Source organism: Nostoc mirabile CHAB5784 (genome assembly GCF_020829645.1).
Lineage (GTDB): Bacteria > Cyanobacteriota > Cyanobacteriia > Cyanobacteriales > Nostocaceae > Nostoc > Nostoc mirabile.
The window spans coordinates 28,935-55,298 of sequence record NZ_JAIVFS010000038.1 but is presented as its reverse complement, the minus strand read 5'-3'; the positions used below and the strand labels follow the sequence as shown (position 1 = coordinate 55,298).

The following is a 26,364-nucleotide window of genomic DNA, read 5'->3' as shown; positions in this document are numbered from 1 at the left end:
TTTGCGATCGCAACGGGAATCATGAGATAGAAGACTTTCAATATTTAAAGTCCCACTGGGAATGGAAAACTCCTCTACTACTCAACCCATAGAACCAAATTCAGAACAGCAAGAATCTCATTTAGATGTGACATTCTCCCTGCGTCAGAATGAGCAACAAAAAGCCTTGTCTGGAGTTATTGCCCGTATTCGCGAGTCTCTAGACATAGAAACCATCTTCAAAATTACAGTCACTGAAGTCCGCCAGCTTCTGAAAAGCGATCGGGTTAGTGTGTTTCGTTTTTATCCCGAATTGGGATGGGAAGGGGAATTTATCTATGAAGACGTGGGAGCAGAATGGGATTCGGCACTAGCAGCCAAACTGCGCGACCACTGCTTTGCTGCGGAGTTTGCAGGATTATATCAGCAAGGTCGGATTAAAGCAATGACTGATATATATCAAGCTAGTGTCAGTGATTGTCACGTCCAAATGCTAGAAAGATTCCAAGTCCGTGCCAATATAGCTGCCCCCTTGATCAAAGGTAAAGATTTATGGGGATTGCTGTGTATTCATCAGTGTAGTAATCCTCGGCAATGGGAAGCATCAGAAATTGAGTTTGTGCAATTAATCGCCGAACATCTGGGAGTTGCTTTGCAGCAAGCAGATTACCTGGAACAAGTAAAACTACAATCAGCAGAACTAGCACAAGCAAAAGCCAGAGAAAAAGCAGCCCAATGGCAAAGAACCATAGCCATAACCATTGAGAAAATTCGTCAGTCTCTAGACTTGGAAAGCATTTTCCACACAACCACCGGAGAACTTAGGCAGCTGCTAAATGCTGACCGCGTGGCTATTTATCGCTTCAATCCCGATTGGAGTGGTGAATTCGTGTTTGAATCAGTGGCAGAGGGTTGGATTTCCCTCATCCATGAGCAATTGCAGCGGCCGGAAGTGAGTGAAAACGTCAGTGAATGTAGCGCCAAAGATTTAGCTAAACCTCCAGTCGCTGACACCTATTTACAAGATACAGAGGGTGGTAGCTTTAGTCGCTGTGAAGTGTACCGTGTTTGTAATGATATTTACAATTCAGGCTTTAGCGACTGCTACATTAAAGTCTTAGAAATATATCAGGCAAGAGCTTATGTGATCATTGCCATTTACCACGGTCAGAAGCTCTGGGGCTTGCTAGCAGTGTACCAAAATGCCAGAATGCGTGATTGGCAAAAAGATGAGGTTTACTTGCTTACTCAAGTGGGTACCCAACTAGGTGTAGCTTTGCAGCAAGCGGAATTTATTCAACAAATGCAAACCCAAGCAGCAGAGATCAGCAAAGCTGCCCAAAGGCAAAGGGCGTTAGCGAACACCGTAGAAAAAATTCGTCAGTCTCTTGATATTGAAGCCATCTTTAAAACCACAACTCAAGAAGTCCGTCGCTTATTAGAAGTGGAACGAGTAGCAATTTATCGCTTCTATCCTGATTGGAGTGGCGAATTTGTGGCTGATTCTATTGTTGATGGCTGGACACCAATGGTTAAGCCGCAGCCTGTGACAGAAGGGGTTCTTGTACAAGGAAAGCAAACGGGTAAGTATGCACGGAATGAAGTTTTTGTCCCAATTTCTCAGGGCGAAAAGTTGTGGGGATTGCTAGTAGCTTATCAAAATTCCCAGCCTCGTTATTGGCAAGATGAGGAAATCAACTTATTGGCACAAGTTGGCGCTCAATTGGGGGTAGCATTACAGCAAGCTGAGTCTTTGAAACAGATGCAGTTACAAACCCAAAAACTGGCTCAAGCTGCTGCACGAGAACGGAAAGCAGCCGAAAGACAGAAGGCATTAGCCGCAACGGTGGAGAAAATTCGCCAGTCTCTTGATATTCATACCATCTTTGCCACCAGTACAGAAGAAGTCCGGCGGCTATTGGAAGTTGATCGAGTGACAATCTATCGATTCGGGGCTGACTGGAGTGGCGAATTTGTTGCTGAGTCTTTAGCCCAAGGTTGGACACCAATAAGGGAAATTGTACCTATAGTTGCAGATGATTACTTACAAGAAACGCAAGGCGGAAGGTTTACTAATGCTAAAAGTAGTGTCATTAAAGATATTTACAGCGCCAATTATTCTATTTGTCATATTGCCCTGCTTGAGCTAATGCAGGCTAGGGCATATATGATTGTGCCGATTTTTCAGGGTGAGAAACTCTGGGGATTACTAGCAGCTTATCAAAATATCAAGCCCCGTGATTGGCAAGAGGATGAGGTAGATTTGCTGATGCAGATTGGTACTCAATTAGGGGTAGGACTTCAACAAGCGGAATTACTCGAACAAACTCAACGTCAAAAAGAAGAAATTACCCAGACTCTTAAAGAATTACAGCACACTCAGAGCCAGTTGATTCAAAGTGAAAAAATGGCAGGTTTAGGGCAGTTAGTTGCTGGTGTAGCACATGAAATTAACAACCCGATTAGTTTCATCTATGGCAACATCACTTATGTTACTGAACATGCCGAAAATTTATTAAAATTACTGCACCTCTATCAAAAACAGTATCCTATAACAACAGGAGAAATTCAAAAGCAAGCAGCAGCACTGGATTTAGATTTCATTAGTGATGACTTGCCTAAAGTTCTAACTTCAATGAAGATAGGGGCAGATCGAATCTCTCAACTAGTCTTATCATTGCGAAGTTTTTCTCGACTTGACGAAACAGGAATGAAGCCCGTTGATCTTCATGAAGGCATCGACAGTACTTTGTTGATTTTACAACATCGAGTGCAACCAGAGATTAATTCTTTTGCTATTGAGGTAGTTAAACAATATGATGAATTGCCTCCAGTCGTCTGCTATGCAGCCCAGATGAATCAGGTGTTTATGAATATTCTCAACAATGCGATTGATGCATTAGAAAACTCAGAAAAAGCTGGAAAAATAATTGATAATCCTAAAATTTTGATTCGTACAGAAGTCCTCGAAGGGAATACTATTCTGATTCGCATTGCTGACAATGGTTGTGGTATTCCAGAGATGATGCGATCGCGCATTTTTGAACCTTTCTTTACCACCAAACAACCTGGACAAGGTACTGGCTTAGGGTTATCTATTAGCTACCAAATTATTGTGCAAAAACACGGCGGTAATATCAAGTGTGTTTCTGAACCTGGTAATGGCTGTGAGTTCTGGATAGAAATCCCGATAAAACGGATAGTTAGTTAAGGAAAAAATCAGGCGATGCCTTCTCTACAAGAGGCTACCCAACGCCAACACAGTTTGGAATGAACTGCCAAAAGTAAAAAAGTGCGATTGCTTGTTAAGAAGTAATGTTAAAATTATATATCTATAAAGGAGAAGATTATGAGCAATCAATCTGTTCCTAAAACCAATAGCCTCTATGCACAGGATTATCACTTGTGGTTAGAACACACTGTTGATTTATTAAAAAACAAAAAGTTTTTAGAATTAGAGTTAGAAAATTTAATTGAAGAAATTGAAAGTATGGGAAGAAGCGATAAAAATGCTTTAAGGAGTAATCTTAGAGTGCTTTTAATGCACCTTCTCAAATATAAATTTCAACCCCAGAACCGATCCAATAGCTGGTTATATACAATCTATGAACATCGTCAAAGGTTACAAGAAGCATTTGTCGATAGTCCGAGCTTAAAATACTATTACACGGAAGTTTTTGATAGTTGTTACCAACATGCTCGAAAAGAAGCATCTATTGAAACAGGGCTTCCTCTGTCTATTTTTCCTAAAGACTATCCTTTTTCTGTTGATGAAACCTTAGATTCTGACTTCTTCCCAAATTAATCATAATCGCAGAGTAGAGATTTTTCAGGTGATGCCAACTCTTGGAGACGCTACGCGTAGATCCCCGTAGGGGTACGGCGGGCAACTCTACCAGAGGCTATGCATGGTGGCGGGTGAGCGGCGATCGCTTAATTGATAATACTTAGCTCGATCGCTAACCGATTCTTGATCCATTGGATACCATGTAAGCGTCGGGACTTTATCAGGAAACTAAAATAGCCATTCACGCTAAAATATAATATAACTACCAGTGCTAAAACTGATTAATATCTACTCGTGTTTTTAAATAATTTACTTGGAAGGTATTTATGAACAATAATCAACCGCTCACAGCACAATCATCAACTACACCCCGCGCTGAACTATTATTAGAAATTCAAGAAACTCCAGAAGAATATCTACCAGAATTACTACAAATTGTACGTCTATTTCGTCAAAGTGTGACGATGAAACAGACATCATTAAATAACTGGGAAAATGCTCTTCATGAAATTAATCATAGTGATCCCGTCAAACAACAAGAAAGGAAAAGAAACATCAAAAAAATATTTGAGTCATGGAATGAGTTAGATGAACAAGAAGAACAACAAAAAATCTTAGAAATTATTGAATCTATGAAAGGTATTTCTATTTAAAATAGGATGAGTAAGGTTATTATCTTAGATTCTGCACCTGTGGGATTAATTACTAATCCAAAAGCAACGCCTCTAGCTGTGCAATGTCAAGAATGGTTTTATACGCTCTTTGAGAGAGAATATGAAGTAATTTTACCAGAAATTATAGATTATGAAATTAGACGGGAATTATTAAGGGCAAATAAATTATCAGGAATTATAAAACTTAATCAACTCAAGTCAGAAATTATCTATCTTCCTATTACAACAGAAGTGATGTTGAAAGCAGCAGAGTTATGGGCCCAAGTCAGAAATCAAGGAAAATCTACAGCAGATAATAAAGCTTTAGATGGTGATGTAATTTTGGCATCTCAATCTATTTTAGTTGCTAATTATGGGCATGAGGTTATTATTGCCACAAGCAATAAAAAACATCTATCTATTTTTATTGATGCTAGAGAATGGCAAGAAATTTAGAAAATAAACCGAGCGATGCCTTCGGCTGGCTTTCCTGCGGAACGCTACGCGAACGCCTACGCACTGTCGAGTTTTGGCGATGCCAACTCTTGGAGACGCTACGCCAACGGCGGGCTTGGCCTACGCTTTAAACTTATATGCAAATCAAAGAAATTCTCCAAGCACTTCCAAGTTTGAGCATAAGCGATCGCCTGAAGATAGCTGAATCAGCCTTGCAATTAGTTCTTCAAGAAAAACACTCACTTACCAAAGATGAGCAAAAACGCCAACTAACACTAGCCGCAATGACAGCTATTAGAAATTATGCACCTGGTAGTGAATTAAATATATTCTCAGACTTAGAGGGAGAAGACTTTTGCGACTATCCAGATTAAGACTTCAACAACTCAGGGAATTAGGAAACAACAAATGACCATACAGCTACAATTGAAACCAGAAATAGAGGCTCGTCTCATTGCTGAAGCTGCTGCACAAGGTTTATCGGTAGAAGCTTATCTTGCATCTCTGATTGAAAACAGTTTAACCAGCCATGAAGAAAGTTTTTTTTATCAAGTATCAACTCAGGAAGAATGGGAAGCTATATTAACAGATTTAATAAATAGTCCTGCTTTTTCTTTAGCACCAGCACTTTCAGATGACGCGATTAGTCGAGAGAGTATTTACACCAGAGAAGATGAAATGTTATGAGCTATTTGGTGGATACTAATATTTTGCTGCGTTTGGTGCAAAAGAATAGCCCAATGCACTTTGATACTCAAAGAGCGATATTGATGCTCAAGAGACAAGGGGAATTATTATATATAATTCCACAGAATATCATTGAGTTTTGGGCTGTTGCGACAAGACCAATTAATAGTAATGGTTTAGGTTTATCCACGGCTCAAGCAGTAGAAGAAACTGATAAGCTCAAGAAGATATTTATACTACACCTTGATACACCTGTTATTTTTAGTGAATGGGAATCTCTAATTGTTAAATACCAAGTCATGGGAAAAAAGGTGCATGATGCACGTTTAGTTGCAGCAATGATAACACACCAGATTACACATCTACTTACATTTAATATTGATGACTTTAAACGTTTTTCTGAAATTGTAGTTGTTGATCCACGCAGTATTACACCGCAGTCTTAATTATATTGCCAGAGCGATCGCACTGTGGAGATTTGGCGATCGCTTTTTTTAACAAACCACAGAAGCCCAGAGAACACAGAGGAAGGAGAGGACGATGCCTGCGGCGGGCTTTGCCTAGCCTTATTACGCAGAAGCGCAAAGGAAAAAGAGAGCGATACTCCTACGAAGTCACTGTTCCTTACAATAAGTCTAGAGTGGAGAGCGAGTTCTAAATATTAAGCAAGTCCAAGATTTGCTGTGCCTTTGAATACTGCGAGCTTACTTGTAATAACCTTGCATAATCCTGATAGTCTTTAGCAATCTCATTTAGAAATGTTTGTTGTTGAGCAACGGGTAATTCTCGCAATTCAGCACGAATAGATTCTCGCACGGCTACCATTTCATCAAAGTAAGATTCGGCAGCTTTTAGTTGATTTTGCTGTAACATCAATCGACCGAGATTACTTAGCACCATCCCGGACGACAGGCGATCGCCTGCTTCTCGATATATAAGCAAAGCTTTTTGGTAGTATTCAACAGAAAGCAAAGGTTGCTTGAGGTCTAGGTATACGTTGCCCAAATTGGTCAGCACCATTGCTTCTTCTCTCTTGTTGCACATCTGTTGAACCATTGGCAAGGCTTCCAAATAGCAAGCTAGAGCCTCTTGGAATTGTGCAATGCGACGGTAAGGAACACCCAAATTTATTAAGACGCTTGCTTCACCTTGACGAGTACCAACTTGCCTCTCAATCTGCAAGGCTTGCTGGTAAAACTCAATTGCCTGTTGGTAGCATTTAAGGTTGTCGTGAACAATCCCTAAATTCGTCAGTACTGATGCTACGTCTCGTTGAGCATCAATTTCTTGAAATACGGGGAGAGCTTGTTGATAAAAGTCAATTGCCTGTTGATATTGACCTATATTGTCGTAGGCAATACCTAGTCTATTTAAGGCAGTTCCTTCTTCGTAGCGTAATTTAAGCATACGTAAGATAGGCAAAGCTTTTTGATAGCACTCAATTGCCCGTGCATATTGACTGAGATTATTATAAGCCCAACCTTGACAAATTAAAGTATTAGCTTCTTCAAGTCTATCGTCTAGCTGTTGATAAATAGATAATGCTTGGTCGCAGCAAAAAGCAAGCGATTGAAAATCGCCGAAATGCTCAAAGATAGGTATGGCGGCACGATAGCTTTCAACTGCTTGTTGAAATTGATTGACATTCAGGTAAGCCATACCCAAATTTGCCAGAACAGAAGCTACTGTATAACTATCACCAATTTGTTGAAAAATAATAATTGCTTGCTGGTAGCAATCAATTGCCTGTTGAAATTGGTGTATGTTAACAAATGCGTTTCCCAGATTAGTCACCACTTTAGCCGATTCTGCATATTCCCCAATGGCTTGATAGAGTAGCAAAGCTTGCTGATAGCATTCAATTGCTTTTTGCGGTTGTCCAAAGCTGTAGTAGGCAGTTCCCTGATACTGAAGTACGTTAGCTTCTCCTTGACGATCTCCCCTAGAACGAAAAATGGGCAAAGCCTGCTGGTAGGATGCTAGAGCCTGCTGGAATTGCTCTAGATTGACGTAAGCATTACCAATAGAAGTCAGCGCTCGTGACTCTGTGTCTCGGTCGGACAAAAGTTGAACGGGTCTAAGCGCCTGCTGGTAGTACTCAATTGCCGCCTTCCATTGATGGCTGTTGTAGCGAATACCACCTAGAAGCATCAATGCATTAGTCTCCCCTTGTAGTTCGCTACTGTAGCGAAAAATAGATAGAGCTTGCTCTAAAAACTCAATCGCTTGTGGATATTGGTTGAGGTCACGGCAGACATTGCCCAAATTCAGTAGTGTAATTGCCTCTCCCTGACGGTCGTCAATTTGCTGGTAAAGTAGCAATGCTTCTTGCCAATACTGCAATGCTGGCTGAAGTTGACCAGCTTGAACTTGCTCAATTCCTTGATTTAAAAGATTATTCGCTCGCTTTTGAAAATTATTTGTCATGTTTTGCCAGTATGGGGTAATGTTACGGAAGCTGTTACCAAGTGTAAACTAAGTAAGTGGGTAGGAAAATTGATAATGCTTAACCTTCGACCACGATGTTAAAAACTTGCCCCAGAAGCATCAAACCCCCAAGGCAAGCAAACTCTCTAAATTCTTTTCTTTGCGCTCTCTGCGCCTCTGCGGTTCGTTAAAGTTGCTTCACTTCCGAAACCAACTTCGCCACCATATCCTTCGCACTACCAAAAAGCATCGTCGTTTTATCCTTGTAGAACAACTCATTATCTACACCGGCAAAACCCGTACTCATCCCGCGCTTAATCACAATCGTCTGCTTCGCCCGATCTACTTCCAAAATCGGCATACCATAAATCGGGCTATTTGCATCACTCCGCGCCGCCGGATTTACCACATCATTTGCCCCAATTACTAAAGCCACATCCGCTTGATCAAACTGGGGATTAATATCATCCATATCGTACAACTGCGTATAAGGCACATTTGCCTCTGCAAGTAACACATTCATGTGTCCCGGCATTCTCCCAGCAACGGGGTGAATGGCATACTTGACATCAACGCCCATTTTTTCTAACTGATCCGACAATTCCCGGACGCTATGTTGCGCTTGGGCAACTGCCATACCATAACCAGGCACAATTACCACAGAACGGGCATAACCCAACATCATCGCCCCTTCTTCAGGATCAATGCTGCGGACGGTTTGATCAGTTGCACCACCACTAGCAGCAGCACCACCAGAACTAGAACCAGTACCAAAAGCGCTGAACAGCACACTAAATAAGGAGCGGTTCATCGCCTTACACATAATTTCGGTGAGGATTAAGCCAGATGCTCCCACCAAAGCACCAGCGATGATTAACATATTGTTCATCACCACAAACCCCGCCGCCGCCGCCGCCACACCTGACAACGAGTTCAACAGCGAGATTACCACTGGCATATCGCCGCCACCAATGGGGATGACGAACATCACGCCCAACACTAAAGAAACGGCAACGACTCCCAAGAATATGGGTAAGCTATCTGGTGTGATGATTAAGTAGGCACTACCTAATATATAAGCACCCAGAAGCAAGAGGTTAAATGGTTGCTGGAATGGAAATGTAATCGGGGAACCGCTAATTAAACCTTGCAATTTGGCAAAGGCTAAAAAACTACCTGTGAAGGTAACACCACCGATTAACACGTCCAACAGCATGGAAATGTTCACATCTAGGGGTATCGGCTGCGAACTATCTAATAACCGCCAGAATTCGGCAACGGCTACTAATGCCGAAGCCGCACCACCTAAACCGTTGAGTAAACCCACCATTTGCGGCATTTCAGTCATTTGGACTTTGTAGGCAACGATCGCACCAATTCCCGATCCAATCGCCAAGCCCAACAATATCATCTCGTAGTTCAACACATGCTGATCCAGCATTGTCGCTGCGATCGCTAGCAGCATCCCCACAGCCGCTACGATATTACCGTTCCGCGCTGTAGCAGGTGATCCCAGCTTTTTCAAGCCCAGAATGAATAACGATGCAGCGACTAAGTACGTCAGCTGAATGCCAGTTGGTAAAAAGTCGCTCACGCCTTAATCTCCTTCTTCTTGAACATTTGCAACATTCTGTCTGTCACTAAAAAACCGCCTACAACGTTGACTGTTGCCAGTACCACAGCAATCAAACCGAGAATTACGGACACATTTGTGTCTCTTGCACCAGCAGCAACTATTGCTCCAAGTACCGCAATGCCAGAAATCGCGTTTGAGCCTGACATTAAGGGCGTGTGTAGAGTCGGTGGGATTTTGTTGATGACTTCAAAGCCGATAAAAGATGCCAAAACAAATACAAACAAAGCAGCAAGTAATGCCTCTGTCATGAAATCAAAACTCCTTGTGTAAATGGGAATGGGGCATTGGGCATTGGGCATTGGGCATTGGGCATGGGGCATTGGGCATTGGGCATTGGGCATTGGGCATTGGTTCTTCTCCCTTATCTCCCCTTACTTCCCCTGCTCCCTCATCTCCCTCATCTCCCTCATCTCCCTTATCTCCCCCTGCTCCCTCATCTCCCTAATTAACCGCCGGTTGTTGAGTATTCAAAGCTTGTAGCGCATCCCGCACTCGTTGATTGCGAATTTCACCAGCGTGGGTAACGCAAGCTGCATCAACGATGTCGTCGCTAAAGTCTACCTGCAAAGCTTTGTCTTTAATTAGCAATTGCATCAACGAAGTTACGTTCTTGGCATACAATTGGCTGGCGTGAATTGGCATCGATGATGGGAGATTGATGGGGCCGATAATTGTCACACCGTTCCACACAATATCTTTACCTGGTTCGGTGCAGGCGCAGTTACCACCCTGTTCAGCGGCCAAATCCACAATTACTGAACCTGGTTTCATTTGTGCCACCATTTCTTCTGTAACAAGCCGTGGTGCTTGTCTCCCAGGAACTTGGGCGGTGGTAATCACCACATCAGAATTTTTAATGTGTTCGGCGACAACTTCTTGGGTACGTTGTTTGCTAGCCTCAGAAATTTCCTTGGCGTAACCACCAGCAGCGACGGTTTCTTCCTCTAATTTGACTTCAACGAATTTTGCCCCTAAGCTTTGCACTTCTTCTTTGACGGCGGGACGAATATCAAAGGCTTCTACCACTGCTCCCAAGCGTCTGGCGGTGGCGATCGCTTGTAATCCGGCTACACCAGCGCCCATAATAAATACTTTCGCTGGAGCGATCGTGCCTGCGGCTGTGGTTAACATTGGGAAATATTTCGGTAATGCAGCTGCGGCAATTAATACAGCCTTGTAACCTGCTAATGAAGCTTGCGAGGACAAAGCATCCATACTTTGCGCCCTGGTAGTACGGGGAATCATTTCCATACTCAAGGCTGTGACTTTCCGATTTGCTAGTTGCTGTGCTACAACAGGATTTCCCAAAGGATTAAGGAAACTGACTAATACAGCCCCTTCCTTTAACAAATCAATTTCTGAGCGTCCATCTTCTCGTTCTTGTGGGGGGCTGACTTTCAGCAGAATATCTGTTTCGCCCCATAATTTGGCAGTATCGCTGATTATTGTGGCTCCTGCGGCTTCATAGTCAGAATCGCCAAAAAATGATCGTTCTCCTGCACCTGTTTCTACCCAAACTTCCAAACCTTGTTTTACCAATCGAGCAACGGTGTCAGGAATTAATGCCACACGACGTTCACAAACTTCAATTTCTTTAGCAACTGCTATTCTCATGAAATCTCCTGAAGATAAATACCTAATTTCTGCCAAGTAAGCGATTGTCTAGATGAGGCGTGTCCCGCACTCATAGTACTTAGGCAGGAACATCACCCATGAATTTTACTTGTAGATTGAACCTTGAAACTTTCCTCTCCCATTCTTAGCTGTCCAGGCAAAGCCTGACTTTGCCGCTCGCAGATGTCATATTTTCAGATAGTTGCAAACAGGGTTACGTATTGCACATCCTAAATTGATTCCCAAATTTTGCATCTTTATCTTCAGCTTATTTTCGGGATTGAGAAATTTTGGTATTCCTTTCTTATAGAGTAATATTGACCAAATTTTGAAAGCTTTATAATTTCCCAATCAAATTTTAATAATTACGACTCTGATTCCAACTTATTTTAATCAATTTAGCCCAACTTAACTGGCGATCGCTGATGGCACGCCTCAATTTTTATAACAAAATTCTCAAATTTAGATACACTTATACATATTTAGAAACACAATCCAACCGCGACTGTGTTTATATTTAGTTCAAAATTTGACCAACCTAAGTCTAAAATCAGCACTCTGTAAGGGTAATGAAGTAAATCGAGTATATGGTAAATTTATAACTAAGTAATTTTGATGTAGCCCAAACCTCAGTAAGGATGGCACTTTTTTTTGTTATTGAACGTCAATTGTCAGGAAGTCAGTAGTAAAGTTTAGTAACGAATACTAACACACAGTTATTTTAGATAACAGATTTATATTTTGGTAGAGGAAGCCTGATTATGCGACGTTTACTTTCTGCTTTAGCCGTGACTAGCTTTCTGGTTGCTGGATTACCAGCCTTGACTTGGGCGCAAAGCTTACCTGGATTTACGCTCTTTAGCGGCATCAAAAGCGAAAATCAACTGCCCTTCCGGTTAGATTTTGGTGGACAAGCTAATGGTTGGGATCGATACATATTAAGGATTCCAGCCCAAAGAATGAAATTGGCTGTTGGTCAATTTGCCATTACCTACCCTGATTATTACAAAGGAACTTTTGACCAGAAAAACATTGAAGTCCGAGTCAAAGGCAAAGCAGTTCCGCTTTCTGAGGTGAAGTGGGACAAAGAAGGTAAGCTAATTAATATTTTTCCCCAAGAGCCAGTGCCAGCAGGTAGCCCAGTTGAGGTAGTCTTATCTAACGTGAAAAATCCAGCCTTCGGTGGAGTCTACTATTTTAACTGTCAAGTCCTCTCCCCTGGCGATGTGCCACTACTACGTTACATGGGAACATGGATTTTGAGCATCAATTAGGAGTGGGGAGATGAGGGAGCAGGGGGAGAAATCAATTCAAAATTCAAAATTCAAACATCTTAGAACTTCTGCCTTCTGCCTCCTCTTTCCCTATTCCCTATTCCCTAATAAAGTGATAAAATTAGAGATTGTGAGTTTTTATAAAAATCACCTAAGAGGAGAAGAGTATGAAAAGAACACTGGGCGGTACTAGCCGTAAGAGAAAAAGAACCTCTGGTTTTCGCGCCAGAATGCGGACACCAGATGGCAGAAACGTGATTAGCGCTAGAAGAAGAAAGGGACGTCACCGTTTGAGCGTTTAGGGAATATTAAGCTAAAAGAACATCTGTGGCTTTGCCTAAAGCAAATCGGCTAAAATCCCGCAAGGATTTCCAGGCAGTTTTCCGGGAAGGGATTCGGCGTAATGGCTCTTATTTAACATTGAGAGCCTTAAAGCCGTTATGTTCAATAAAACCTTCTTTGTCCACTGCCACCCAGACAACACAAGCAACTGACTCAGCACATCTTGTCAGCACGCGGATTGGCATTTCCATAAGCACAAAAGTCAGCAAAAGGGCAGTGGTTCGCAACCGAATCAAACGGCAAATTGCTTCTGCTTTATATAGCTTGCTGCCCAAATTATCACCAGGATGGCGGCTAGTGTTCATTGTCAAACCCACAACAGCAGAATCTAAGTGCGTAAGCCCACAATTTCTGCAAGAATTAGAGCAGTTGTTGGCACAAGCTGAGGTGTTCGATGGGAATTCGTGAAGATGTTTATTATGAAGGTGGCCCCCATATTGGGGATTTAATTGTCAACCTGTTGATTGGGCTAACCATTGTCGGGATACCATTAACAGTTGGGGCAATTGTCAGAGCATTGTGGCTGCGTTTCCGCATCACCGATCGCCGAATTACCGTGACGGGAGGTTGGCAGGGACGCGATCGCACTGACATAATTTACTCAGAAATTGTCAAAGTCGTCACAGTCCCCCGTGGCATTGGCTTGTGGGGAGATATGGTACTAACCTTAAGAAACGGCAGTCGTCTCGAATTGCGGGCAATTCCCAAGTTTCGGGAAGTCTATGACTACATCAACGAAAGAATTGCTGCGAAAAATCCTGAATATAGCGCTGCTGCTAACAAGTGATGAGAGTAGGGAGTAGGGAGTAGGGAATAGGGAATAGTCATTAGTTATTCTTTCTCCCCCTGCTCCCTCATCTCCCTCATCTCCCTCATCTCCCTCATCTCCCTCATCTCCCCACTCCCCACTCCCCACTCCCCACTCCCTTTTTTTGGATGTGCGGCTATCCGTAGCGAAGGGTAGTCGCACATAATTTATGATTTAGATAAATTAGATTCAGTTTACAGTACCTCAGGTTGAATTCAGAATAATGGATTTTGGTATCGGCTTTCTCTCGAACAACGTGATGCTGCCAATCATAGATTTTTTCTATGGTATTGTGCCTAGCTACGGATTGGCGATCGTTGCTTTGACCCTGATAGTCCGCTTCGCGCTCTATCCCCTGAGTGCTGGCTCAATTCGCAACATGCGGAAAATGCGAATTGTACAACCTCTGATGCAGAAGCGGATGGCAGAAATCAAAGAGCGCTATAAGGATGATCCGCAAAAGCAGCAAGAGGAAATGGTCAATGTTCAAAAAGAATTTGGCAACCCCTTAGCAGGCTGTTTTCCATTACTAGTGCAAATGCCGGTCTTATTAGCGTTATTTGCCACTTTGCGGGGTTCGCCTTTTGCAGGTGCAAACTACAGCGTTAACCTGCAAATCCTTCCTGCAGAACAAATCGAACAAATTCAACCGCAAGCCTTTGCCACTGCTCCTCAAAATATTTACGTTGCTGATGGAGACCACGTTAAAGTAGCTGCCATCCTTCCTAGTGGTAACAAACTAGCGGTGGGAGAACAAACTAAGATCCAATATCAGACCGTTGAGGGCAAACCATTTCAGGTACTTTTAGCAGAACACCCAGAAAATAACCTGATTCCTGATTGGAAAGTCACCAAAGGGGAAGATAGGGTAAAAATTGATGCCCAAGGTAATGTAGAAGCCTTGCAGCCCGGAGAAGTGACTATTCAAGGAACAATTCCTGGACTAGCAGCAGAAAAAGGCTTTCTATTTATTGATGCCTTAGGTAGGGTTGGCGCAACTGATCCAGATGGCACAATTCACTGGGATATCGTCGCCATGATCGTCTCCTTCGGAATCAGCCTTTATGTTAGCCAAATGCTTTCTGGGCAAAATTCCAGTGGTGGCAATCCGCAGCAAGATACAGTTAACAAAATCACTCCAGTTATTTTTTCTGGGATGTTTTTGTTCTTCCCCTTACCAGCAGGGGTGCTGATGTATATGGTGATTGGTAATATTTTCCAAACCGCACAAACTTATCTTCTCTCCCGCGAACCTCTACCAGAAGAACTGCAAAAAATCGTAGCAACCCAGGAAAAAGAAGCAGTAGTCGCAGAACAAAAGGCATTGCCATTTGAACCAAAAAGTGCCAAGAAAAAGGCGACAGGGGGATCATGAGCAATATTCCCATGCAGCGAGGTCAGCAGTGGTTAAAAACCCTGCTGGAACTCACTGGAATACCTTCTGATATTCAGGGTCATTTAGAAACTGCCCAATCTCAAGACGGCGATTCCCCAGAACCAGATAACTACTGGTTAACAATTGATCAAACTAATTTGACGACAGAACAAATCCAGGTATTAATTGGTGCCGATGGTTCTGTGTTAGATGCGATTCAGTATCTAGCAAATTCGGTTTTAAACCTGAGTCAATCCCCGGAAGACCAAGCCTCTTACACTATTGAGTTAAATGGCTACCGGGTTAAAAGAGAAGCCGAAATTCGCGCATTAGCAGAAGCAGCAGCCGATGAAGTGCGCTTTTCTGGTAGAGAAGTGGAAATTAAATCTCTCAGTTCTGCTGAACGGCGGCAAATCCATACCTTCTTGAAGGAATTTGGAGATTTAGAAACCTTCAGTCGCGGTAAAGAGCCGCATCGTCATCTGGTTGTCCGTCCAGCTTCGTTGGAAGGAGTTGGGAATTAGGAGTTATTCAATTTTGGATTTTAGATTTTAGATTTTTTATTCAATCCCTTCTCCCAAGGGGAGACGCTGCGCGAACGGGTGACGTTCGTACCTCTCTACGAGACGCACTCGCGAACGCTAACGCTGCGCTAACAGCAGTCGCTCATGGGGGAAACCCCCTCCTCTACGAGACGCTACGCGTTGGCGTTAGCCTCTCCCAATGTGAGAAGACCGCGCTGCTTCACCAAAATCCAAAATTCAAAATCTAAAATTGGCAGAGTCAGGAGTTAATTGAAAACTCATAACTATATAATTTCAAAATTCCTCTTGTTGCCTAAAATAAAGATGTAGTATCAGTATTATTGCTGGTAATGAAGATAAATTTTTAGTGAGGATGTCTCACAAATCCTATGGACGCAATTTTTATTCCGCAGCTAACTAGAGCATCGGAGCGGACAGAGGAAGTTCAGGTTCAGGAATTTCTGCCTGGTCTGGAAACATTGACACCAGTTCGCGGTCATGTGCGCGTGCAGCATCATGGTAATTATCTGGAAGTGTCCGCTCAGGCAGAAACAATTATTACTTGTACCTGCAACCGATGTTTACAGCAATATAATCGGCGCTTAGGGCTTAATACGAAGGAAATCATCTGGTTAGACGAAACTGCAAATCAAGTAAATGACTTGCCCTTAGAAAGGGAAGTGATTATGGAAGAGTTGCTTGAAACCCTGCCACCCGATGGTTATTTTTATCCCAACGAATGGCTGTATGAGCAGATGTGCTTGGCAATACCCCAACGCCAGCTGTGCGATCGCAATTGTCCAGGTATTCCTGTAAGTAGTACTGTTGATAGTTCTGATAGTCCTGAAACTCCAGTTGATCACCGTTGGGCTTCTCTGGAAGCACTGAAAAAGCAACTTCCGGGATAGACAGGTGACTTTCAACTTCGTTAACGCGCTATTAGTTAGTAGCGCGTTTATTTCAATGAGCCGGTTATCATAGCTTTAAAATACACAGTAAAGCCAGAAACTGAAAGCATTGAGCCGTAATAATAAACACAAACTGGCAAATAATGTTCTTTATTTATCATTATGACCTTGCTTAATTTAGTCTCAGCGAAGTGATTGATTTAATCGTCTCCCACACTTGGTACAGAAGTTGAAAGTAACTGGATTAGTGCAACTACAATTGGTACATACTATATTTTTTTCAATTGGAGTTTGAGATGGAATGTCTCTCTTAAAATTGTTGGTTGAACTAAGTTCAGTGAGTGCATTATTCCTATCAGTAGACTGATGAATTGGTTGTGAACTTGGTTGAATAAATACTGGCTCCATTTGGGCAAAATGCTCCAGCAGCATTCTATGGATAAAAATGTAACTACCTCCAACCTTTTGTAAAAAGATGTGTTCAGTCGCATAATCAAGAAAGCGGACATAGTTTCGAGGTATGCAATTCTTGGTGTAAAGAATCAGGCGTAAGGTAAAGTGTTGTAGGCAGGCTTGACCACCCCCAAACACAAGCCCAGATACAAGCCCAAACACTAAACACAATTGCAGCCATTCTTTTTTTCCGAAGATTTGTTCACCAATGAATCTCCCAAATAATGCCCCAAGTAATCCGCCAATCAATCCCATTATCAGGGCATTCTTCGCTGAGTTCCATATCCCTTGGTTAGGAATTGTTCTTATCACTATCTCTGGGCCTCTCAGTCCACCTAACAATCCTAAAATTAGTCCATCAATTAGTCCATATAGTAAACCTAATTGCAGCCCAGTTAGGAGTTCAGGTGTTGTAAGGTTAACTAATTGCAGCCCAGTTTGGGGATCAAATGGAGTCTTAACTAGCTTAAAAAACAGTCCTACAATTAGCCCCAAAAGCAATCCACCTGGTAGTCCACTCTTCAAAAAGTTTTTGGCTTCTTGCCAAGACCATCTCAAAGTTTCAACTGGTTTAATTTCTGCCGTACTCCACGCTAAAGGTAGTCCAGCCGAAATTACACCAATTAATGCTCCGGGTGATTTATGTATTTGCCAGCCGATTAACCCACAAATGATTACTCCAATCAGAAAATTTGCAAATTTATAAAGGATTTTTTGTACTCGATTTGACAAGGATATAGGCTGTATTCTTTCAAGAAGAAAGACCGTTTGAGACTTATGAAACATCTGCTGTGCTAGCCAAATTAGCCAGCGCATTGCTTGCACTTTTGAATATATTGGCTCATATTTACGACGCTTAAACATCCGTTCAATATAAGTATCAAAAAGGTGCTTTCGGCATTCTTCTTTAGAACCTATATTAGGTAAATCTTCAAGTTTCTTACCTTTATAAGCCAGAGTCATGACGCTTAAAGTCAGAGGAGACTTGGCTAACTCTTGCAATGTAGTGTCTTCTTGAAGCAATGTTTTTACTGCTTCCAGTTGTTCTCCAGCCCTGTCTAAATATTGTTTAACTTGCTGAAATGTCAAAGATTGGATGCAGATAGCACCTTGCAATTCTAAACGAGTAGAGAGAGCTTGATAATCTTGGATACGGCTTGTCACCACAATTTCAATCAGCCCATGTTCTTGCATGAATTGGTTGATGGCTTGAATGCAGCTTTCCCGACGCTCAATTTTCACTTCATCTAAACCATCTAGCAGCAGTAATAGTTGTTGATCTTCAATCCAGACTTTACCAAGCGCTTTAGAAATTTGATATGTACTATTCAATTCCTCAATCAGCCAATCAGCAATTGTTTGCTGTTTATTCCCCCAAGAAGATAAGTTCAGCACTACTGGAATAGGTTGGCTCAAATCTTTTTCGGTACGAGCAATTAATTCTTGTGCCAGCTTTAGGAGAGTGATCGTTTTACCCGCGCCAGGTTCTCCTAAAATCAATAAAGTTCGTCCTTTTCCCATCTGATTGAAGACATCAGAGATACTTTTCGCTTCAGGTAAGGTTTGCCCAGACTCATTAGGAATTTCTTGGACGATGTTAGATGGGCGCTTTACTGCGTCTAATCGTTCTTCCAGTCCCAGATCAATTAGACCTTGGGTATACAAAGATTTTTCTAGTACGCCTTTAATCCAATACTGTTTGACTTTATTAAGTAAAACTTCTCGGAAACGGTACTCTTGTTTCCCTGAAGGAGGTTTTATCTGCCTGTGACCTATTAGTTTAGCTAGGCTGAAGCTTTCATTCACAGTTAGGTACTGAATTTGGTGCAAGTCGCGTCCAGCCTGTCCAATTTGAGCTTCCCGAATCAAAGCACCATCAATATTAAGATTTTGATTCATAACCTTTTTTTATGTAAAAAACAAAAGACTTTTAGCTGCAACTCCTAACCAAGGAGCTAATTGTTTGGCAATTGGCTCTAACTTTTGCCAAATCCCTTCGCCTGCATTAAACGTTTCATTCGCTTCTTTGAGGACTTTACTAGCTTTTTGCAAACTTGTTGCGGCAGTGTTTTTGTCTGGTTCTTTTTCATTAACTGCGTCGGTTGCATAATCCAGATGTTTCAGTGCTTGTTTCTTTTGGTCTTCTGGTAAATCTGAATTACGAAATATGGATTCAATTTGTGCCATTAATTCTGCAACTTCAGGTAAGGTCAATTCTTTCTCAGCCCCACCCTGAGTATTTTGCTGATTTTGGGTCATGTCGCCAGCAGCTTGTCCAACTTGAACACCTGAAAATTGACCACCGCCAATGTTGAGGGACATTCCTCCAGGGTTTTTGGGCTGTGAGTTATTTTCTGCCATTTTATTTGCTTGATAACAACATAATTTCATTTAAGCTCTAATACAGATTAAGCAGATAACTTTCCCGAATATTCAAAAAATTGCGTATATAGTAAGCCAATTACTACATTCACGGATGGTAAGTAAATTCGCTTATTTCCAGTTCCCATCTGTAGATACAAGCTTTGCGGCAACTTTTATGTAAAGAGCTTCTTCAAGTTTCATTGCCTGGTAGAGCTAAGCTGTTACGTATACAACTTGCATTATCAGGGCGGGCAAGATGCCCACCCCACAATCATATTGAAAAAAATATTAGTACAAATTGAAGGCGCAACAGCTTAGTTAAGGAGAGATATATTCGTTTTTAGTTGTGAGACACAATACAAAGAAAGAACAATGAGAGAAGAACTAATAACGATAGCTAAATATGAACTTCCGTGAAGAGTTTAAACTGCTGCTACGCGCCCGCTACCCCTTGATTTATATTCCCACTTATGAAGAGGAGCGGGTAGAAGCAGCTATCCGGGAAGAAGCAACCAATCAGGGTAATCGCCCAGTGTATACTTGGGATTTTGTCGATGGCTACCAAGGAAACCCCAATGATATTGGCTTTGGGCGACGTAACCCGTTGCAAGCTTTGGAATTCATCGAAAAATTACCAGCCTCTGCACCTGCGGTATTGATTCTCCGAGATTATCATCGCTTTTTAGATGATGTAGCGATCGCCCGCAAACTCCGCAACCTGTCGAGACTCCTCAAGTCGCAACCAAAAAATATTGTCCTACTATCACCCCGCATCGCCATTCCTGACGACTTAACTGAAGTGCTAACAGTCGTCGAGTTCCCCTTACCCGCCGCCCCAGAAATTAAAACTGAGGTGGAACGCTTACTACAAAGTACTGGTAACTCCCTTTCTGGCAAAGTTTTAGATGACTTAGTACGCTCTTGTCAAGGGCTTTCGATGGAACGAATTCGCCGGGTTTTAGCAAAAGCGATCGCTACCCACGGAGAATTGCAACCAGAAGACGTGGATCTGGTTTTGGAAGAAAAGCGCCAAACTATCCGCCAAACCCAAATCCTGGACTTCTACCCCGCCACTGAGCAAATTTCTGATATTGGCGGACTGGATAACTTGAAAGACTGGCTGATTCGGCGGGGAGGTTCATTTACTGATAAGGCGCGACAGTACGGATTACCGCACCCCCGTGGTTTAATGTTGGTGGGTATTCAGGGAACTGGTAAATCCTTAACGGCAAAAGCGATCGCTCATCACTGGCATTTACCCTTGCTACGTTTGGATGTGGGAAGGTTATTTGGTGGCTTAGTGGGTGAATCAGAATCTCGGACTCGGCAAATGATCCAAGTAGCTGAAGCCCTTGCTCCCTGTATTTTGTGGATTGATGAAATAGATAAAGCCTTTGCCGGACTTGGTAGCAAAGGTGATGCAGGAACAGCCAGCCGTGTGTTTGGGACTTTTATTACCTGGCTAGCCGAAAAAACCTCACCCGTTTTTGTTGTCGCCACCGCCAACGACATCCAAGCCTTACCGCCGGAAATGCTCCGCAAAGGGCGATTTGATGAAATTTTCTTTGTGGGATTGCCCACCCAAGAAGAGAGAAAAGCAATTTATGATGTTCATTTATCGCGATTGCGCCCCCATAACTTAAAAAGTTATGACATCGAAAGGTTAGCTTATGAAACGCCCGATTTTTCTGGGGCAGAAATTGAGCAAACTTTAATTGAAGCAATGCACATTGGATTTAGCCAAAACCGCGACTTTGCTACTGATGATATTTTAGAAGCAGCCAGTCAGATCATCCCCTTGGCGCGAACTGCTGTAGAGCAAATTCAGCAACTCCAAGAATGGGCTGCTGCTGGGAGAGCGCGTTTAGCATCTAAACACAATCCTTTAAGTGAACGCCTCCGGCGCACTACGTGAACGCATTCAGCAGTAGCTACAATAATTGGTTAGTTAATAATTATTAGTCAATAGTCAATAGTTGATCATGAATTACTATTGACTATTGACCACTGCTGATCAGGTTTTAACTATGTTGTCTGGCTTAACAAAGTTTATACTTGGGTTTTTCTTAGCGATCGCTGTCTTAATAGGTGGCGGCGCTGCAATTGCATTCTATTTCATGAATCGCACCGGCATACCTCCTGCCAAACCCGTTTTTTCCAACGATAGTCCCTCGGTGAAAGCCCAAGCTCCCAAAGCAACTGAACCTGGAGGAGCTAAACCCACTCTTACACCTGGGACAAAGGCTGAATCGTCTCCAAGCTCAACCTCCGCTCCCACAGAATCACCAAAGGCTACCCCATCACCAAAACCATTGCCATCAGGAGCTTACCGAGGGCGTGTTAGTTGGGCTGAAGGCTTGAGTTTGCGATCGCAACCAAATCAAGAAGCTGAAAAGATTGGTGGGGTTGCTTTTAATCAAAAAATTATTGTTTTGTCAGAAAGCGAGGACAAATCCTGGCAAAAGATCCGTTTGGAAGGTAGCGAACAAGAAGGTTGGGTAAAAGCAGGTAATACTGAAAAAGTTGATCAACAATAGCTTAAAAAATCAGAAAATCAGATGTATCTACTCAATAACTTCATCTGGCTCTACTTGAGATTGCTTTCCTAGAAAACAGGAAGTATCTATCAATGTATTAATTGGAAGCTCAATTTGAAAAGTAGTTCCTTGCCCCTTGGCAGAAATACAATTGAGCTTACCACCATGTGTTTGAACGACAATCTGATAGCTAATTGATAATCCTAATCCAGTTCCTTGTCCAACTGGTTTAGTTGTGAAAAAGGGATCATAGATTTTATTTTGTACGTCTTTACTAATGCCAGATCCATTGTCAAAAATTTGAATGTTGACCCAACCGACTTGATTAATGGTTGTTTTAATCCGAATTAAAGGTGTAAAACTGGACTTTGATTTTAAGCTAATCAGCTTTTCTTCTAACACATCAATAGCATTTGCAATAATGTTTAAAAATACTTGGTTTAACTGTCCTGGATAGCAATTTACTAAGGGTAAATTACCATATTCTTTAATTACAATAATTTCTGGTCGATTGTTCGGCGCATAACTAATACGGTTCTGAAGAATGAGCAGTGTCGAATTAAGCCCTTCGTGGATGTCCACAGCTTTCAATTGTGCCTCGTCTAGACGAGAGAAGTTACGCAAGGATTCCACAATATGCTTAATACGTTCTGCTCCGGCTTGCATTGAGTTCAGTAGTTTAGGTAAATCTTCTAGCAAGAATGGTAAATCAATAGACTCTAATTTCGCTTGAACCGCAAGCACTGGTTCTGGATAATGTTGCTGATAAGTGTTGATTAATTCTAAGAGTTCGCGCAGATAAATTACCGTATGAAAAAGGTTTCCATAAATGAAGTTAGCAGGATTATTAATCTCATGAGCAACTCCCGCTACTATTTGTCCCAAAGACGACATTTTTTCTGTTTGAAGAAATTGCAATTGAGCTTTCTGAAGTGCCAACATAGCTGTCTCTAATTCTTCAGACCGAGACTCAGCTAGAGTAGCCAGCGCTTCTTGGTTTTGTAAAGCTTGTTTGAGACGTTCTTCGTTTTCTTTAAGATCAGCTGTTTTGACTAGTTGAACACTCAATTGTTCGTTGAAAAAAGATGTGAGCAGCGTCCATCCTAGAAGGAGTAATGTGAATAAGCCAATAATCACAGCTATCCAATAGGTTGCAGCAGTATCAATTGCTGAAAACTCGACCGATTCGATGACTAAAAAATGGGTAGCCATCATGCCTGTGTAGTGCATTGAGGGAATGGCAGCACCCATGAGAATTGCACTGCAAATCCTCAAAATGCGTCCTGTTACTGTACTATTAGCTCTGAGGTTAAACCCCAGCCAGAGAGCAACCAGTGAGATGAGAATGGCGATCGCAATCGAGAGTGCAACCACACTCAAGTCATAAGACATTTTGGCTGGTAAACGAATCGCAGCCATACCGATGTAGTGCATTGCACTAATCCCTGTGCCCATCAGGAGGCTACCACTCAACAACCGCAAAATACCAAATTCTGGCTGGCTAACTAAGTACAGGGCTAATCCAGAGGCCAAAATTGCAGGTAGCACCGAAATCAAAACTGTTAACCAGTCATAGTTAATCGGAATCGGCAGACTGAACGCCAGCATAGCAATAAAATGCATTGCCCAAATGCCGATTCCCATAGCGATCGCTCCCCCTAGCAGCCACAACCACCTTTGCTGCGATTTAGCGTCTGTGACTCTTATAGCTAGATCAAGTGTGGTGTAAGCCGTAAGTATGGCAATGGCAACGGAGAATAAAGTTAAACGAATATCGTAGATCCCGTGGAGCATTAGGTTGAATATTATCCGCAATTCGATGGAAGACTAGACCCACTATTTGTCTGCGTTGCTCATGCTCTAAACCCAAATGGGTATAGCAAAAATTTTGTCAGGCAAATAAAAAACAAGCCTCCAAAGCTTTACATTGCTTATTATTCCCCCTACAAAAGCTTGTGTATCATATCAGCGTGGGGAATTTTTTTGTAAATAATCATACTAAAAAAAATATAATACAGAGAAAGTGGTATGATCCTCCATAGCCGTAACTTGAAAAAAGCAAGTGAAAACAGGGGTAGATAGCTATTTAACCAAGCTTGCCTCAGTCTATGAGGCATCCGAAAGCATCAAGGTTGTTCCTACCGTAGCTAATTTCAAATTTTTGAATTGGAAAAAGTTATCTAGTGGTGCGGCGATGCGTCTTTTGTCTGTGGCACTAATTACGGGGCTTGTGAGTATCGCTGGACAAGCTTTAGCACTTCAGAAAATAGGAAGTAATGGCGCTGAAGTTAGCAGTAGCCAGAGGTGTTTAAAAAAGTTAGGCTACTTTAACGGCCCGGTGAGTGGCAAGTTTGCTAGCTTGACTCAGAATGCTGTGATCAAATTCCAGCAAGCCAATAGAATTCGTGCTGATGGTGTTGTGGGTGCTAATACTCAAAGAGCTTTGCAACGAGCATGTCAAAGTAGAACTTATAGCAGAAATACCAGTAGTGGTCAATATCCTGTTCTATCTCAAGGCAAAACTGGTGCAGCCGTGACAAGGTTACAACAGCGTTTGCGGCAGTTAGGCTACTTGAATGCTAATCCCACTGGGAATTTTGGCCCAATGACTAGAGATGCTGTAATTGCGTTCCAGCGAAATTATCGCATATCTGCTAACGGGATTGTGAATCGACAAACTTGGAACGCACTACTGGGTTCCTCTCCGACTCCAGGCAGATCAAGGCTCTCTACTCAACAAGTGAGAGAACTACAAGTGCGTTTGCGGCAGCTAGGTTATTTTAATACTGCTGCCACTGGGAATATTGGCCCAATGACCAGAGAAGCTGTCACCCAATTCCAGCGAAATTACCGCCTACCTGTTGATGGCATCGCCAATGCTCAAGTTCTGGAGTCAGTCCGTAGAGCTTCTACAGGTGGATATACTACTCAACAACCAGGCAGAAATTATCTGACTGTAGGCGATCAGGGTGAGAATGTCAGATTAGTTCAAGAGCGTTTATCGCAGTTGGGTTTCTCAAATACCAATCCTGATGGATTTTTCAACGATTACACCAGAGAATCTGTGATTGCATTCCAGCAATCTTCTCGACTTAATTCGACTGGAAATGTAGATTGGCAAACTTGGGAAGCATTAGGATTGAATAGCTCCAATGAGGGCAATTATACTGAGAATAATAGTTATGTATTCGCTGAGACTAGTGACTATGTAGCACCTCAGAATAATCGCTATTTACCTCCTACTAATAACGTAGTGCCTGTTAGCAATGGCAACACATTAGTTGCTAATAATCCCTACAGAGTAATAGTACCAATTTCCAATAATGATACTTTGAGTAAAGTGCAACAATATATACCCAATGCTGTCACAGAGCAATCGAATCTAGGGGATTATGTCAATGCCGGGGCATTTAGCGATCGCACCCAAGCAGAAACACTATCAAAAATGCTCCGCTCCTACGGTCTGGATGCAAGAGTAAAATACAATTGAAGAAGTCAGAAATCAGAATTCAGAATTCAAAATCACCTAATTATGATGTTGACGACGGGCTATGCCTACTGCTCTCAATAATTTCCCGTAGCTTTGTTTTTTGTTCTGCAAGAGACATATTTCCATTAAAAATAATTTACTTGATTAATATCAGTGTGGATAAAGTCGCTACCTTTGAATAACAAAGGCTGATTTGTAGATTTTGCCAAAGCCTAGGAAAAGCAATCTCCCATATTCAGCTTTGCTGGATGGCGACTCTTACCAAATTTCAAGAATGCTTCACTGGCTAACTGTGCCTGCTCTGCACTGAAAGGTATGATAATTATGGAGAGTGCTTGAATCAATAAATTCAACTTTTCTACACCCTACTGACCATGTTTAGTACCCAAAACTATGGAAGCTTCAACATAGCTCGGAGCAGAAAATAGGCAATCTTCGCTTTCGTCAATTAGTTGAATAAATATTAATTCTTCAGGTTCAGCATAAATAATTGCGAGGATAACTGAAGTATCAATAACCATTACTCTGGTATTCCAAAGTCGTTATAGCCAATAATTTCATCGGGTGTTCTGCTATCAAGAGTTGGTAAATTTCTAATTTCATGACAGATACTGCGAACAACATTAATATCAATCTTTTTCGCTTTTATATTTTGGAAGGAAATAGGATGAAGTTGATACAATAGTTTTCCTTTTATTTCCATACCTGCAAGATTTGGAGGCATTTTTAGGTAGAGAAAACTATTCTCATCTACACGGGCATCAACGTTGATTTCCTGCATTGTCTTATGCTCTAAATTGAATTACCTTATTTATTTTAGTCTTTCGCCTGTAGCTACATAATGTCAGTAGACCGAAAAGTTTTGCTCAAGGGCGATGCCTAGGTTGGGCTACGCCTACGCCAATTAGAGACTCAGTATAAGTTAGTTCTAAATAATACTTATTTTCTATATAGGAATCATATTTTATTTCTGAAAAAACTCAGTACACCTGTACTTTCCTTCTTTTTTTCACTGTTCCCTACCTACGCAAGTAATTTCGGGGGCATCCC

The 26,364-nt window shown here is 42.0% G+C and carries 27 protein-coding genes; 18 read left to right on the top strand and 9 right to left on the bottom strand.

The window, feature by feature from the left end; all coding sequences use genetic code 11:
- Window positions 1–61: 61 nt before the first annotated feature.
- The 8 genes from LC653_RS22935 to LC653_RS22900 all read left to right on the top strand — a co-directional run bounded on the left by LC653_RS22935 (window position 62) and on the right by LC653_RS22900 (window position 6,008).
- On the top strand, window positions 62–3,190 hold the full coding sequence (locus LC653_RS22935) for a GAF domain-containing sensor histidine kinase (protein ID WP_229497035.1): 3,129 nt from the start codon (window positions 62–64) through the stop codon (window positions 3,188–3,190).
- Window positions 3,191–3,328: 138 nt separating this feature from the next.
- Window positions 3,329–3,784, top strand: coding sequence for a DUF29 domain-containing protein (locus LC653_RS22930; RefSeq protein WP_229497034.1), 456 nt, complete (start codon window positions 3,329–3,331; stop codon window positions 3,782–3,784).
- Window positions 3,785–4,092: 308 nt separating this feature from the next.
- Window positions 4,093–4,419: a hypothetical protein gene (locus LC653_RS22925; protein WP_229497033.1), complete on the top strand. Its 327-nt coding sequence runs from the start codon at window positions 4,093–4,095 to the stop codon at window positions 4,417–4,419.
- 6 nt (window positions 4,420–4,425) lie between these two features.
- A complete protein-coding gene (locus LC653_RS22920; RefSeq protein ID WP_229497032.1) occupies window positions 4,426–4,875 on the top strand; it encodes a PIN domain-containing protein in 450 nt (149 codons plus the stop codon).
- Window positions 4,860–5,006, top strand: coding sequence for a hypothetical protein (locus LC653_RS22915; protein WP_229497031.1), 147 nt, complete (start codon window positions 4,860–4,862; stop codon window positions 5,004–5,006). Before LC653_RS22920 ends, LC653_RS22915 begins: the two co-directional genes overlap by 16 nt.
- Before the next feature lie 6 nt (window positions 5,007–5,012).
- A complete protein-coding gene (locus tag LC653_RS22910; protein ID WP_229497030.1) occupies window positions 5,013–5,249 on the top strand; it encodes a hypothetical protein in 237 nt (78 codons plus the stop codon).
- A 34-nt stretch (window positions 5,250–5,283) separates the two neighbouring features.
- Complete coding sequence (locus LC653_RS22905) at window positions 5,284–5,562, top strand: hypothetical protein (RefSeq protein ID WP_229497029.1); 279 nt, start codon at window positions 5,284–5,286, stop codon at window positions 5,560–5,562.
- Window positions 5,559–6,008, top strand: a complete 450-nt coding sequence (locus LC653_RS22900) for a type II toxin-antitoxin system VapC family toxin (RefSeq protein ID WP_229497028.1) — start codon at window positions 5,559–5,561, stop codon at window positions 6,006–6,008. The genes LC653_RS22905 and LC653_RS22900 overlap by 4 nt, the downstream gene beginning before the upstream one ends.
- Window positions 6,009–6,216: 208 nt before the next feature.
- Here the strand turns inward: LC653_RS22900 and LC653_RS22895 are convergent, their stop codons facing one another.
- The 4 genes from LC653_RS22895 to LC653_RS22880 form a co-directional block, all read right to left on the bottom strand.
- Window positions 6,217–7,989, bottom strand: a complete 1,773-nt coding sequence (locus tag LC653_RS22895; RefSeq protein ID WP_229497027.1) for a tetratricopeptide repeat protein — start codon at window positions 7,987–7,989, stop codon at window positions 6,217–6,219.
- A 187-nt stretch (window positions 7,990–8,176) separates the two neighbouring features.
- Window positions 8,177–9,583 carry an NAD(P)(+) transhydrogenase (Re/Si-specific) subunit beta gene (locus LC653_RS22890; protein WP_229497026.1) on the bottom strand — a complete coding sequence of 469 codons (1,407 nt, stop codon included), beginning with the start codon at window positions 9,581–9,583 and terminating at the stop codon, window positions 8,177–8,179.
- The gene (locus LC653_RS22885; RefSeq protein ID WP_174711256.1) at window positions 9,580–9,873 is read right to left on the bottom strand and encodes an NAD(P) transhydrogenase subunit alpha part 2; all 294 of its coding nucleotides are present in this window, start codon (window positions 9,871–9,873) and stop codon (window positions 9,580–9,582) included. The genes LC653_RS22890 and LC653_RS22885 overlap by 4 nt, the downstream gene beginning before the upstream one ends.
- A 193-nt stretch (window positions 9,874–10,066) precedes the next feature.
- Window positions 10,067–11,239 (bottom strand): Re/Si-specific NAD(P)(+) transhydrogenase subunit alpha, encoded by a 1,173-nt coding sequence (locus tag LC653_RS22880; RefSeq protein WP_229497025.1) that lies wholly within the window; start codon window positions 11,237–11,239, stop codon window positions 10,067–10,069.
- 761 nt (window positions 11,240–12,000) lie between these two features.
- Between LC653_RS22880 and LC653_RS22875 the strand changes: the two genes are divergently transcribed.
- The 7 genes from LC653_RS22875 (at window position 12,001) to LC653_RS22845 (ending at window position 16,470) form a co-directional block, all read left to right on the top strand.
- Entirely contained in the window at window positions 12,001–12,513 is a 513-nt protein-coding gene (locus tag LC653_RS22875) for a DUF2808 domain-containing protein (RefSeq protein WP_229482539.1), read from the top strand.
- A gap of 167 nt (window positions 12,514–12,680) precedes the next feature.
- On the top strand, window positions 12,681–12,815 hold the full coding sequence (gene rpmH, locus LC653_RS22870) for a 50S ribosomal protein L34 (RefSeq protein ID WP_094327629.1): 135 nt from the start codon (window positions 12,681–12,683) through the stop codon (window positions 12,813–12,815).
- 25 nt (window positions 12,816–12,840) lie between these two features.
- Complete coding sequence (gene rnpA, locus LC653_RS22865) at window positions 12,841–13,263, top strand: ribonuclease P protein component (RefSeq protein WP_229497024.1); 423 nt, start codon at window positions 12,841–12,843, stop codon at window positions 13,261–13,263.
- Window positions 13,250–13,642 (top strand): PH domain-containing protein, encoded by a 393-nt coding sequence (locus LC653_RS22860; RefSeq protein WP_109009000.1) that lies wholly within the window; start codon window positions 13,250–13,252, stop codon window positions 13,640–13,642. Before rnpA ends, LC653_RS22860 begins: the two co-directional genes overlap by 14 nt.
- 244 nt (window positions 13,643–13,886) lie before the next feature.
- A complete protein-coding gene (yidC, locus tag LC653_RS22855; protein WP_229497023.1) occupies window positions 13,887–15,038 on the top strand; it encodes a membrane protein insertase YidC in 1,152 nt (383 codons plus the stop codon).
- Complete coding sequence (locus LC653_RS22850) at window positions 15,035–15,562, top strand: Jag family protein (RefSeq protein WP_229497022.1); 528 nt, start codon at window positions 15,035–15,037, stop codon at window positions 15,560–15,562. Before yidC ends, LC653_RS22850 begins: the two co-directional genes overlap by 4 nt.
- Window positions 15,563–15,951: 389 nt before the next feature.
- Entirely contained in the window at window positions 15,952–16,470 is a 519-nt protein-coding gene (locus LC653_RS22845; RefSeq protein ID WP_229497021.1) for a YceD family protein, read from the top strand.
- Window positions 16,471–16,653: 183 nt separating this feature from the next.
- On the opposite strand, the gene LC653_RS22840 is transcribed toward LC653_RS22845, so the two are convergent.
- The gene (locus tag LC653_RS22840) at window positions 16,654–18,822 is read right to left on the bottom strand and encodes an NACHT domain-containing protein (RefSeq protein ID WP_229497020.1); all 2,169 of its coding nucleotides are present in this window, start codon (window positions 18,820–18,822) and stop codon (window positions 16,654–16,656) included.
- A gap of 9 nt (window positions 18,823–18,831) precedes the next feature.
- On the bottom strand, window positions 18,832–19,284 hold the full coding sequence (locus LC653_RS22835) for a hypothetical protein (protein ID WP_229497019.1): 453 nt from the start codon (window positions 19,282–19,284) through the stop codon (window positions 18,832–18,834).
- Between the two features lie 406 nt (window positions 19,285–19,690).
- Between LC653_RS22835 and LC653_RS22830 the strand changes: the two genes are divergently transcribed.
- Window positions 19,691–21,202, top strand: coding sequence for a Ycf46 family AAA ATPase (locus LC653_RS22830; RefSeq protein ID WP_229497018.1), 1,512 nt, complete (start codon window positions 19,691–19,693; stop codon window positions 21,200–21,202).
- Between the two features lie 112 nt (window positions 21,203–21,314).
- Window positions 21,315–21,824 (top strand): SH3 domain-containing protein, encoded by a 510-nt coding sequence (locus LC653_RS22825; protein ID WP_229497017.1) that lies wholly within the window; start codon window positions 21,315–21,317, stop codon window positions 21,822–21,824.
- Window positions 21,825–21,851: 27 nt separating this feature from the next.
- On the opposite strand, the gene LC653_RS22820 is transcribed toward LC653_RS22825, so the two are convergent.
- Window positions 21,852–23,618, bottom strand: a complete 1,767-nt coding sequence (locus tag LC653_RS22820; RefSeq protein WP_229497016.1) for an MHYT domain-containing protein — start codon at window positions 23,616–23,618, stop codon at window positions 21,852–21,854.
- A gap of 268 nt (window positions 23,619–23,886) precedes the next feature.
- On the opposite strand from LC653_RS22820, the gene LC653_RS22815 reads away from it, so the two are divergent.
- The gene (locus LC653_RS22815; RefSeq protein ID WP_229497015.1) at window positions 23,887–25,314 is read left to right on the top strand and encodes a peptidoglycan-binding domain-containing protein; all 1,428 of its coding nucleotides are present in this window, start codon (window positions 23,887–23,889) and stop codon (window positions 25,312–25,314) included.
- 365 nt (window positions 25,315–25,679) lie between these two features.
- Here LC653_RS22815 and LC653_RS22810 read toward each other — a convergent pair whose 3' ends face one another.
- Complete coding sequence (locus tag LC653_RS22810; protein ID WP_229497014.1) at window positions 25,680–25,835, bottom strand: type II toxin-antitoxin system VapC family toxin; 156 nt, start codon at window positions 25,833–25,835, stop codon at window positions 25,680–25,682.
- Entirely contained in the window at window positions 25,835–26,095 is a 261-nt protein-coding gene (locus LC653_RS22805) for a hypothetical protein (RefSeq protein WP_229497013.1), read from the bottom strand. The genes LC653_RS22810 and LC653_RS22805 overlap by 1 nt, the downstream gene beginning before the upstream one ends.
- Between the last annotated feature and the right edge of the window lie 269 nt (window positions 26,096–26,364).